The 11,259-nt window shown below is 69.3% G+C and carries 7 protein-coding genes and 1 pseudogene; 5 read left to right on the top strand and 3 right to left on the bottom strand.

The features are described from left to right. Positions 1-18 precede the first annotated feature (18 nt). Both Q0A27_RS11210 and Q0A27_RS11205 read right to left on the bottom strand, forming a co-directional pair. Positions 19-1,668, bottom strand: a complete 1,650-nt coding sequence (locus Q0A27_RS11210) for a VanW family protein (RefSeq protein ID WP_291475515.1) — start codon at positions 1,666-1,668, stop codon at positions 19-21. A gap of 82 nt (positions 1,669-1,750) precedes the next feature. Continuing rightward, the gene (locus Q0A27_RS11205) at positions 1,751-3,031 is read right to left on the bottom strand and encodes a glycoside hydrolase family 3 N-terminal domain-containing protein (RefSeq protein ID WP_291475510.1); all 1,281 of its coding nucleotides are present in this window, start codon (positions 3,029-3,031) and stop codon (positions 1,751-1,753) included. Between the two features lie 37 nt (positions 3,032-3,068). On the opposite strand from Q0A27_RS11205, the gene Q0A27_RS11200 reads away from it, so the two are divergent. From Q0A27_RS11200 to Q0A27_RS11190, 3 genes and pseudogenes are all read left to right on the top strand, one after another. Then, positions 3,069-3,578: a universal stress protein gene (locus Q0A27_RS11200; RefSeq protein WP_291475509.1), complete on the top strand. Its 510-nt coding sequence runs from the start codon at positions 3,069-3,071 to the stop codon at positions 3,576-3,578. A gap of 37 nt (positions 3,579-3,615) precedes the next feature. Beyond that, positions 3,616-3,810, top strand: a complete 195-nt coding sequence (locus Q0A27_RS11195; RefSeq protein WP_014008842.1) for a DUF2613 domain-containing protein — start codon at positions 3,616-3,618, stop codon at positions 3,808-3,810. A 68-nt stretch (positions 3,811-3,878) separates the two neighbouring features. After that, positions 3,879-5,816: pseudogene (locus Q0A27_RS11190) on the top strand (DUF3367 domain-containing protein); the annotation flags it as partial. Positions 5,817-7,180: 1,364 nt separating this feature from the next. Here Q0A27_RS11190 and Q0A27_RS11185 read toward each other — a convergent pair. Further along, the gene (locus Q0A27_RS11185) at positions 7,181-8,425 is read right to left on the bottom strand and encodes an acyltransferase (protein WP_291475508.1); all 1,245 of its coding nucleotides are present in this window, start codon (positions 8,423-8,425) and stop codon (positions 7,181-7,183) included. A gap of 54 nt (positions 8,426-8,479) precedes the next feature. On the opposite strand from Q0A27_RS11185, the gene Q0A27_RS11180 reads away from it, so the two are divergent. After that, a complete protein-coding gene (locus Q0A27_RS11180; protein ID WP_291475507.1) occupies positions 8,480-9,670 on the top strand; it encodes a DUF3068 domain-containing protein in 1,191 nt (396 codons plus the stop codon). 28 nt (positions 9,671-9,698) lie between these two features. After that, complete coding sequence (locus Q0A27_RS11175; RefSeq protein ID WP_291475505.1) at positions 9,699-11,258, top strand: hypothetical protein; 1,560 nt, start codon at positions 9,699-9,701, stop codon at positions 11,256-11,258. The last annotated feature ends 1 nt before the right edge of the window (position 11,259 follow it).

The raw sequence follows: 11,259 nt of genomic DNA, 5'->3' as shown, positions 1-11,259 counted from the left end.
GAAGTGGGCGGGCGGGGGTTACTTCTTGCAGGTCACGATCGGCGAGGGGTCGTACTTCGTCGTCGTGGTGTCCCGCGAGATCTCACGGCCGGAGAGGTCCCGCACCACGCGGGTGTCCGTGGTGGTGAACCCGCGCGAGCCTGAGGAGGCGGAGCACTTGTCGCCCTCCAGCTCGATGCGCTCCGGGTCGGTGTAGTTCGTCTTCGCACCCGGGATGGACTCCACGTCCACATGCCGCACGCCGCGCAGCTTCACTGACACCGAGGAACTGTCCGCCGAGGCCTGGATCAGCACCGGGGTGTCGAAGGTGTTCTTGAACTGCAGGTCAATGGCACCTTCGAACACCGTCGCCTCGCGTCCCGCCGGGTACCGGCTGATGTAGTACGAGTGCGCCGTGTGCGCGACATCCTCCATACCGGCGAAGTAGGACGCGTTGTACAGCGTCGTGGCAAACTGGCTGATGCCGCCACCGACGGCGGTGTCCGCATGGCCGTCCTGGATGACGCCCGCGTCCACATACCCCTGCGCCTCACCACGCGGACCGGTGTAACCGTTGAGGCTGAAGGTCTCACCCGGCAGCACGATCGCACCGTTGACCTGCTCAGCGACCCGACGGATATTCACACCGGAGTCGCTGGCGAAACCGTCGGTGGAGAACTCACCCATGACGTCGTCGAAGGTCGCCTTTTCCGCCATCTCGGTGGTGTACGTCGCCTTACGGTCGTTGTAGGTCACGTCATGGTGGCGCTCCCGGGTGTCCAGGAGCTTGTCCTCGAGCTTGTCGAGGGTCTTCTCCCAGTCGATCTCCACCCCGTCCTGGGACGGGATGACGGTGAGGTCATTGCCGTTGACCTCGAAATTCGCGTTACGGAACTCCACCTCGGTCTGACCCAGCTGCTCGGTGAGGATCTCCTTGGCGGCCTCGCTGTTCCAGTCGGTGCGCAGGCTGTCCCCGTCGGGGACGAAGGTGACGATGCGTCCCATGTCCGCCGGACGCAGCACTCCCTCGGCATTGTCGCGGCCGGCGAAGACGAGGTCACCGGAGGTCACCTTGTCGACGACCTCGCGGGCGACCTTGTCAGCCTCCTCACGGTTGATGTCGGCGCTGGTCACGTCGGCGTCCACGCTCACCTTGTGGTCGGTGTTGAGCCAGTTGTCACGGATCGCCTCATCCACGGCGTCCTGTTCGACGCTCTGACCGTCCACGTCATCGGTGATGTCGGCCTTGCCCTGGTCGTTGATGGCGAGGGTGGCGTTCGAGGCGTCCTGGCTGAGGTCGTCAGAGACCCGGCGGACGGTGCCGGCGAGGAGGTTGTCGTTGAAGTGGCTGACAGTGCCGACCTCACGGGTCTGCCAGAAGCTCGTCAGCCGGGTGATCGGGTTCTTCGGCTGTTCGCCGGCCTGGTCGACGGTGGCGTCCCAGTCGACATTCAACCCCGAGGTCACCGGGTCGACGGTCGTCTCCAGGCCACCGGCGGACACGTTCACCGGTGACTTCACCTGGTCGGCGAGCTGGTTGCGCAGCCGGATCTCCGCCTGGTCAGGCGACATACCCCCGATGTCGACACCCCCGACAGTCACGCCACGGGGCACCGTCCCCTCGGACATGACCAGGTCGGTGGCGTAGAGGACGCCGCCGATCCCGAGCACTCCGAGCAGGGTCCACATCCACCAGAGGCGCCGGAACAGGGACCTGTTGGCGCGTCGGGGTGCGTGGACGTCATGTGTTCTGCTGCTCACGCCCCATACCTTAACTGTTGACGGGCTCCGGCACGTCCGTTGCCTGCACTGAACTGCAGATCCGGTCCGCCGCCGCGGTCACCACACCGAGATCCAGCGCACCGTCGGCGACCGCGGCGACGACCGCGTCGAGGACGCCGGCCACGGAGTCGGCGTCCATCCCGGAGGACACGAGTGGGGCGTCTGCCCCGACGCGCAGTGCGTTGGTCACGGCGTCCCCGGGACTGAAGTGGTCGGTGATCGCCTGCATGCCGGTGAGATCGTCGGTGTAGATGACGCCGTCGAAGCCCGGCGCGTCATTGACCCCGTTGCGCAGCAGCCCGTAGGACGCCGGGTTCAGCGAGGCAGGTGTCTCGGCACCGAGCACGTCGCCGACGTCGAAGCCGGGGACCTGCATGTGGCCGACCATCACCGCAACCCCGGGGACCTGTGCCAGTTCGGCGAAGGGCTGCAGGTCCGGTCCCATCTGGTCGATGGGCGGGGTGGTGACGGTGCCGAGGTGCGAGTCCCCGGTGGCGTGGCCGTGGCCCGGGAAGTGCTTGATCACCGGGGTGACGCCGCCGGCGAGCAACCCGTCGATGACCGCCCGGCCGTACTCCACCACGACGGCGGGGTCGTCGGAGAAGGCGCGGTCGCCGATGGCGTTGTCGCTGACCGCCTCGCCGCCGTCGAGGTCGACATCGGGCGCGAAGTCCATGGTGATGCCGAGATCACGCAGCTTGTGGGCGTGGTCGGTGAACAGTTCGGCGACTTCCTCAGGGGCCATGGTCGCCGTCATCTCCCGGGCAGAGGGCAGCGATCCGGTGAGATCGGCGAGCCGCTGGACCTGACCGCCCTCCTCGTCGACGGAGACGGTGAGGTCGCCGCCGGCACGCTCCTGCAGGGCGGCCAGGGAACGGGCGGGGTCACCCTGGCCGTTGAGCATCGACTGGTCGGTGGTGGACCCGATGAAGAGGTGCCGGACGCCGGCGTCGACCGCGGCAGCGGCGTCGTCGAAACCGGTGACCCCCACTGCGAGGGTGGCCGCCGCCGCCCGGCGTACCGCTTCAGAATCCGCCGGGTCGATCTCGCCGACGCAGGAGACGGGTTGTTCGACGGGCGCGGTACCCGGCGTGGTCTCCACACTCTCTGTGGCGGACGCGGCGGGGGAGGCGTCGCCGTCCGGGGTGTCGGAGGAATCCGGGGTACATGCGCCGAGGAGACTCCCGGAGAGGGCGGCGGACACGGCCATGAGCGCCACAGCGGTTGTGCATCTGCGGGTGGTGGTGCGGGTGGGCCTTCGGGCGTTCATCCTCCCGACGGTACGTGGTGGGACTACTCTCGTGGGCATGAGCAGCGACACGAACACCCCCACCGATTCTGTCCTCATCGCCTTTGACGGTTCCGACCAGGCGAAAGCCGCCATCCGCTATGCAGCACGGCTGTTGTCCACCCATAAGGCGTACATCATCACCGCCTGGGAACCGATCCACCGTCAGGCCGCCCGCGCGGCCGGTGTGGGTGGACTGGCGACCGGCGGCCAGGGGATCAATGAAGACCCCTCGGACTACTCCACCGATCCGGCGTACGTCGATGCCACGGAGATCAGCCACGCCGGCGTCGCCCTTGCCGCCGAACTTGGTTTCGAGACCGAACCCTACCTGGTAGAGTCCTCCACAGCCGTGTGGAGCGCCATCGTCGAGGCGTCCCAGGAGCTGGATGTCGATCTCATCGTCGCCGGTACCCGGGCGCTGAGCGGATGGCAGTCGCTCCTGCACTCCAGCGTGGCGGACAATCTCGTCAAGCACGCCGGTGTCCCGGTGCTCGTCGTGCCCCCGCTCGACGAGCCGCTCCAGTAACAGTCACAGCAGCACCAGACCAGAGGACAGAAAACACATGCCCTTCGAGACCGACTCCACGCCCCGCCGTAGTCTCGGCCCTGCTGTCGCCTCCGCCGTCGTCGGCGTCGTCCTCGGCGGTCTTGTCGCTGTCGGCGTCGGCATGGTCGCCGACAGTTCCAGTCTGCCGTCGAACAACGTCGACGCGAACGACGCCGTCCTGGGCTCGGTCCAGTACGGTGAGCGGCGCTGACCGACTCAGCTGCATTGACTCCCACGCTCACCAGGCGCGGGTGGATTCTCTCCACCTGCGCCTGGCTCGTGCTGTGTCTGGCCCAGGCACCGCTGCTCACCGTCGCGGACACCAAGCACGACCTGGTGGCGGACCCGTGGGGGTTCCTCCACCAGGCGCTCTCCCCGTGGACCGACGTCTTCCCTCTGGGCCAGCTACAGAACCAGGCCTACGGCTACCTCTTCCCCCACGGGTTGTTCTTCGCCCTGCTCTCCCCGCTGCCGGACTGGCTGACCCAACGGCTGTGGTGGGCGCTGCTGCTCACGCTCGCCTTCGCCGGTACCGTGAAACTGCTGGATGCCCTGGACACCGGGTCCCGGGCGTCACGCCTGGTCGCCGCGGTACTGTTCGCGCTCTCGCCACGGATCATGACCACCCTCGGCGCCATCTCCTCGGAGGCGTGGACGATCGCACTGGTGCCGTGGATCCTGCTGCCGGTGGTGCGGGTCCTGGGGGCGCCCACCCCGACCCGCAGACAGGTCGCCACCGCCGCCTGCTCCTCGGCGGTGGCGGCGCTGTGCCTGGGGGCGGTGAACGCGGTCGCCACCTTGGCCGCGGTCGTACCTGCGGTGATCTGGTGGGTCGTCGCCGGAGCCTGCGCCCGGACGCGGGAACGACGACGCACCGCCTGGCGTTTCGTGGCCTGGTGGGTTCCGGCGGGCGTCCTCGCGTGCTTCTGGTGGACCGGACCGTTGCTCATCCTCGGCCGGTACTCTCCGCCGTTCACCGACTACATCGAGTCCGCGGGCATCACCACCCACTGGTTCAGCCTCGGCGAGGTGCTGCGCGGCACCACCAGTTGGACGCCCTACCTTTCCGATGAACGACAGGCCGGTGCCGCCCTCGTCGGCGAGCCGGTCTTCGTCGCCGCGACGCTGGCCCTCGCACTGCTCGGCCTGTGGGGGCTGTCGGGCGTGTCCCGTACCCGGCTGCCCTACCGGCACGTGTGGCTGGTGATGCTGGGCTGCGGGCTGCTCATCTTCGGTGTCGCCGGGCCGTTCTCCCCGGTCCAGGACGCCACCCGGTCCTTCCTCGACGGTGCCGGCGCCCCGCTGCGCAACCTCCACAAGTTCGACGCCCTGGTCCACCTGCCGCTGGTCATCGGCATCGCCCACCTGCTGGGCCGGATGACCTGGCCTGAGCGGAGCCAGTGGGCATACCCGGAGAAGCACCGGCAGGTGGTGGTGGTCACCGCCGTCGGCCTGCTCGTCGCCACGATCACGGCCCCCGCCTGGTCCGCCCGCCTGGTCCCCGCCGACGGCTACCGGTCCGTACCCTCCTACTGGACGGACGCGGCCGACTGGCTCAATGACCCGGCGAACGGTGCGGCGGAATCCCGCACGATGATCCTGCCGAGGGCCGCGTCCGCCCGACAGGACTGGGGCAACACCCGCGATGAACCGGCCCAGGCTCTGCTCGACGTGCCCTGGGTCGTGAGGGACGCCGTACCGCTGGTCCCGCCCGAGGCTATCCGTGGGATCGACGGTGTCCAGCGCGAGTTCGACACCGGGGCGTCCTCCGACTCGCTGGCCGCGACGCTGATCCAGCAGGGTGTCGGCTATCTGCTGGTCCGCTCCGATCTCACCCGCGTCGCCGACACGCCCGGCGCGAGGTCGGTGCTGCGCACACTGCGCAACTCCCCAGGGTTCACCGAGGAGGCGTCCTTCGGCGACGGTGACGTGCGGATCTTCAGGGTTGACGGCGGCGCCGCCACCACCGCCCCGCGAACCGTGCACGTCGACGACCTGGATGTTGTCGCCGGTGGGCCGGAGGTCCTGCCCCGGCTCGCCGCCGCCGACGGTGGCGAACCCCGCGACCGCATCCTTACCGGGGACGCCACCGACATCACCGGTCTCGACGCCACAGGACCGGTCACCGTCACCGACACCCCCGCCCTGCGCGGGCACTCCTACGGCACCGTGACCTCTCCGGACTCCGCGATCCGTGCGGCAGGTGACCCGTGGAGCGCGATGAACCCGGTGCGCGACTACCCGGTCACCGGCGAACAGACCACCGTCCGCGAGACCAACGGACGCCTGATCCCCAGTTCCACCGGTGACGATCCGACGTCCTTCGGCGGGGCGGACACCCTCTCCCCCGTCTCCGCCGCCGTCGACGGAGACCCGACAACCGCCTGGTACCCGGCGTCCGGCTCCCCGTTGAACCAGTCCGTCACAGCGGAGCTCGCGCAGCCGGTCGGGCAGCTGCGGCTCACCGCCCGCGCCCAGGGGTCGGCCCTGCGGATGCATGTCACGACACTGCGGGACGGGGACACCGTGGCGTCCTCCACCGTGCAGGTGCCGGTCGGCCGGGAGGAGACCTTCACCCTCCCACCGGGCGAGACGGACCGCGTCGAGCTGCGCATCACCGGCGCTTTCGGGCAGACGGGGATCAGCGAGTTTTCGCTCACCGCACCAGACGGCACCGATATGACGCCACGTCGCGACATCGTCGTACCGTCCCCGGAAGGACGCGAGGTCTCACGGTGGGTGCTCGGTCAGGAGATCCCGGAGGGCACGATGCGGCGCATCATCACTGTGCCGGAACCCGGCGCGACGGTGGAGGTCTCCACCGCGGACTGCACGGCCGACACCACCGTCGACGGGGACGCCGTGCGCTGCGGCCAGACCCTCGACCTCACCCCCGGGGAGCACACGGTGCACAGCACCGCCCGGTGGGTGGAGCTGGAGAATCTGACGGGCACAGCAGCCACAGCAGCGTCCACCGGAGGCGGCGACCGGATCGTCTACACCCCCTCCTCGGTCAACGCCGGGCGGGTCGGGACCCTGGACACCGACGACACCGACGACACCGACGTGGAGCTTGAGCCGGTGACCGTCAACGGCTGGTCACAGGGGTGGCTCGTCCCCGCGGACCTCGCCCCGGAGATGTCGGACGAGGACCTCGCCGACGCGGTGTCCGTGGACTTCTCCCCGACGTCGGTCTACCGGACCTGGCTGGCGGCGGGGCTCGGAGCGGCTGTCCTGCTGCTCGGGGTCTGGGCACTGCTGCTGTGGCGGGGCCGGGGAGACAGGAAGAGTGTCGGCATCACGCAACCTGAGGTCGGTTCCGTGGGTGCCGCACCAACCTCAGACTGCGTGATGCCGACCGGCCGTGTCGCAGGCCTGACGCGACCGGCCACCGCCGTCGCCTGGGCAGGAGTCAGCTGGGTCCTCGCCGGCATCCCCGGCGTCCTCGCGGCGGCGGCGACCGTGGGCGTGCTGCGGTACCGGCCCCGGGTGTGGTCCGGAGTCCAGCCGCTGTGGGTCCTCTTCATGTCCGGCGGTCTGGCGACCCTGCTGCTCACCCGCAGCCCGTGGGGCACCGACGGCTACGCCGGCGACTCCTCCGTCGTGCAGCTCGCGCTCGTCGTCGGCCTGACCTCGGTCTTCCTGGCCTCCTTCGCCGCGACCCGCGTCCGCCACCACCGCGAGACCGCCCGGCGCGCCGGATCCTCCACCAGCGCGTAACTCAACGCGGCCACCGGTACCGACAGGACGGCGGTCACCGCGAAGACCAGCAGCAGCGCCGCGTAGCCGCCGCTGAACAGGTTGATCCCCAGCAGCGGGAAGACCAGCGACAGGATCGCCATGTGCCACAGGAAGATCGAGTAGGACCAGCGTCCCAGGGCCTGCATCACCGTGCTCTCCAGGAACCGGGACCGCGGGGCCAGCGACACCGGCACCACCAGTGCCGCGGCAAACGCGACCCCGCAGGTCGTACGGCGGAAGAACTCGGCCGGTGACGCCGAGGACAGGCCCTCCGGCCCGTCGAAGGACGCCAGGACCAGCACCCCGACGGCCAGGGAGATCCACACGAGGCGGCGTCCGGCCCACCGTCGGACGGTCGCCTGCCGGGAGCCGTCGACCTCCGCCAGCCACCCCTCGGTCTCCGCGGCGAGCAGGCCGACGCAGAAGGAGCCGAAGAACGCCCAGGGCATGATGTGCGGGTTGAGGTCGCCGGACCGCGGCCCGGCGAGGAAGGGCCACAGCGCACTGAGCACTCCGACGGTGACGATGGCGGCGACCCGGACCGCGCGACGTCGGCGTCCGACCGCCAGGGCCAGCAGCGGCATGACCAGGTAGAGGAACATCTCCACGCACAATGACCAGAGGTGGGTCAGACCGCCGATCATGCCGTCGGGGACGTAGTTCTGCAGCAGCAGGAGGTTCGCCACGATCTGGAGGACGCCCGGATCGCCGGCGACCGGGAAAAGCGCGATGACGACGGTGACGAGCATCAGGCTCGCGGGCATGATCCGGCCCAGTCGCTTGACGTAGTAGCCCGCCCAGTTGCGGCGTCCTTCCGGGGAGACGGTGAAGTCGGCGGCGTGGCGTCGCCACAGCAGGAACCCGGAGAGCGCGAAGAAGACGGGAACGAAGAAGTCGGTGCGCGCCATGACGCGGCTGATGACCGCGCCCGTGTCGTTGCCGGTCTGGAAGGCGGCGTGGGTGAGTATGATGCCGAGCGCGGCAACGGCACGCAGCCCCTCCAGTGCAGGAATGAACGGGAGGCGGACCTGCGCTGGTGACGGCGTGGATGGCCCCGGTGACGGCTGTTGCGTGGAAGTCGACATGATCTTCGACGATCCTACCCCCGGATTGAGGTTTCTCCCGTTAAACTAGACCGCATGAAAAAGGTTCTCTCTCACGCGCTCATCGTCATCGGTGCTGCGCTGATCGTCATCGCCATTGCCCTGCCGATCTACGTGTTGCCGAAGGGCAAGGTGATCCCCAAGGACATCGAGTCCTACACGGTCACCGATGAGACGGAGGGACGCCTGCTGGACGCGGCCGCTCTGGCCGCGGGGAAGCCTGTGGGGGACAACGCGGACAAGCGGGAATGCCGTGGTGACAACGCCACCGTCTCCTGCTTCATCTGGTCCGACGTGCCGCTGCAGAACCAGCGCCACATCATCGCCCAGGAACCGACCACCGACAAGGAGGTGACCCTCGAGGCAGGTAACACCGTCTTCCGCACCGACCTGCCTGAGCCGCAGAACCTCATTGCCGCGACCATCGACCGCGTCACCCTGACCCGGAAGACCGCCTTCCCGGTCGACAAGCCTGTCTCCTCCTTCGACATGACTTCCCCGACCGTCGGTGGCGGCGTGGCCGAGGAGGACACCCCGGTGTTCGTCCGTGACGGCCTGCAGTACCAGTTCCCCTTCGGCACCGAGAAGAAGGCGTACCCCTACTTCGACGGTCAGGTCCTGAAGAGCCAGGACATCGACTTCGTCGACAAGGAGACCATGAAGGGTGAGACGGTGTACCGCTTCGAACAGACCGTCGCCCCGACCGAGCTCTACCCGGCGGTCGAGTCCCGTCTCAACGCCGACGGTGAGCTTTCCGCGGCGGACAAGCAGTCCCTGGCGGCACTGCGGCTGAAGTTCCCGGCGTCCACCTGGGGTCTCTCCCGCGACGAGGTCGACGGCTGGGACGAGGACGACGAGACCGGCCCCGAGGTCGAGATGTCCCGCTACTACACCGTCAACCGCACCCTGCACGTCCAACCGGACACCGGCGTGATCGTCAAGGGTGCCGAAGAGGTGTGGATGTACTACGCGCAGGATGACGAGGAAGCCGCCGAAATGGCGAAGCCGGAGAACCGCGAGAAGGAGCTGGCGAATCCGACCCGCACCGCACTGTACTTCCCGGGCGAGTTCAACCAGGCCACCCAGGACTCACAGATGCAGCGGGCGAAGGACGGCCTGTCGCAGATGAACCTCATAGGCACCTACGTGCCGTGGGGTGCGGGTCTCATCGGCCTGATCCTGCTGATCATCGGCTTTGTGCTGCACCGCAGCGCGCGGAAGGGCTGAGTGACCTGACCGCAGGTACCCTGCAGAAGTGACCATCACGACCGACGCCACCGGATCCCGCACCGGGGTCCGGTGGCGTCTGTCATGGTGCGTGGTCCTGACGGCGGTCGTGCTGTGGCCGTTCGCCGTCGCCGTCGTGGCGGGGTGGGACCGGGACGCCGCCCTGCTGCTGCGCGACCTGTCCGTGCCCGGGTCCATGGCGCTCAACGACCTCGCCACCGGGGCCGACGGCCTGGCCCGCGCCGTTCCACAGGACGCCGTGCTCGCCGTCCTGTCCCCGGTCATCCCCCCGCCGGTGGTCGTGGGACTGCTCATGTGCGCCTGCGGTGTGGCCGGTGCATGGGGCGGGTCTGTGCTGGCGCGGTGGTTCGGAGCGGGCCGTTCGGGGCAGGCGCTCGCCGCTTTCCTCGTGCTGTGGAACCCGTATCTCGCCGAGCGGCTGTTGCAGGGCCACTGGTCGGTGGTCGCCGCCGGGATGCTGCTGCCGCTCGTCGCGTGGCTGGCGCTGGAGAAGCGACGGGTATTGCTCGTGGTGGTTCTGGCCGTGTGCGCGCTGACACCGACCGGGCTGGTCCTGGCGGTGGTGACTGCGGTCGTGGCGTCCGGTTGGCGGGTGTTCTCCCTGGTCCCGGTGGTCGCCGGGGCGGTGCTGTCTCTGCCGTGGCTGATCCCGTCGCTGGGGAACGCCTCGGCCACGCTCACTGATGCGGCCGGGGCGTCCCTGTTCGCCGCGCGGGCGGAGCCGTGGGTGGGCACACTCGGCGCACTCGCCGGACTCGGCGGGATCTGGAACGCGGGCGCCGTGCCGGATCACCGTGTGCCGCTCGCCGGTGTGCTGCTCACGGTGGTGGCTGTAGTCGTGGCGGTGGTGCTGTGGTGGCGGGGTGAACGGCCCTCCGGCCTGCTGCGCCTGTCGGTACTGGGTGTCGGTGCGGTGCTGGCACCTGCCCTCTTGGCCACCGGGCCTGGGCTCACGGTGCTCGGTGAGGTGCTGGAGATCCTCCCCGGCGCCGGGTTGCTGCGGGACACCCAGAAGTACGTGGTCCTCGCACTGCCGGCGTTGGTCGTGCTACTCGCCCGGGTCGATGTGCTGGTGCCGCGGGTGGCGCCTGCTGTACCGGCCCTCATCGTCGGCACGCTGGCCTTCCTGCAGGTCCCGGCACTGCCCGTGGATGTCTCCGACCTGCGTCCGGTGACGTCGGATACCGGGTACGCCGACGCCGTGACTGCGGTGGAGGACGCAGGTGCCGGACGCACCCTGCTGTGGCCGCCGGGGAACTACCGGATCATCGACGGGCGCCCGGTACTTGACCCGCTGCTGAAGATGCTGCCTGATTCGCCGGTGGACCCCGGCTACCTCGTCGTCGACGGGCGGATCGTCGACGGGGACCCGGACACGGTACGGCTGCTGTCCGGTCTCGCCGCCGGTGACGACGGCCTGGCCGAAGCGGGTGTCGACCTGGTGCTCGTCGAGACCGACGCCACGGAGGACGCCGGGGTCAGCGTCCCCGCAGTTCTCACCGACGGGGCGTCCCCTCACGAACTGCTGTGGTCGGCCGACGGGTGGGAGCTCTACCGCGTGCGGTGAG

This window comes from Corynebacterium sp., assembly GCF_022712275.1.
Taxonomy (GTDB): domain Bacteria; phylum Actinomycetota; class Actinomycetes; order Mycobacteriales; family Mycobacteriaceae; genus Corynebacterium.
This window is presented reverse-complemented; position numbering and strand designations above follow the sequence as displayed.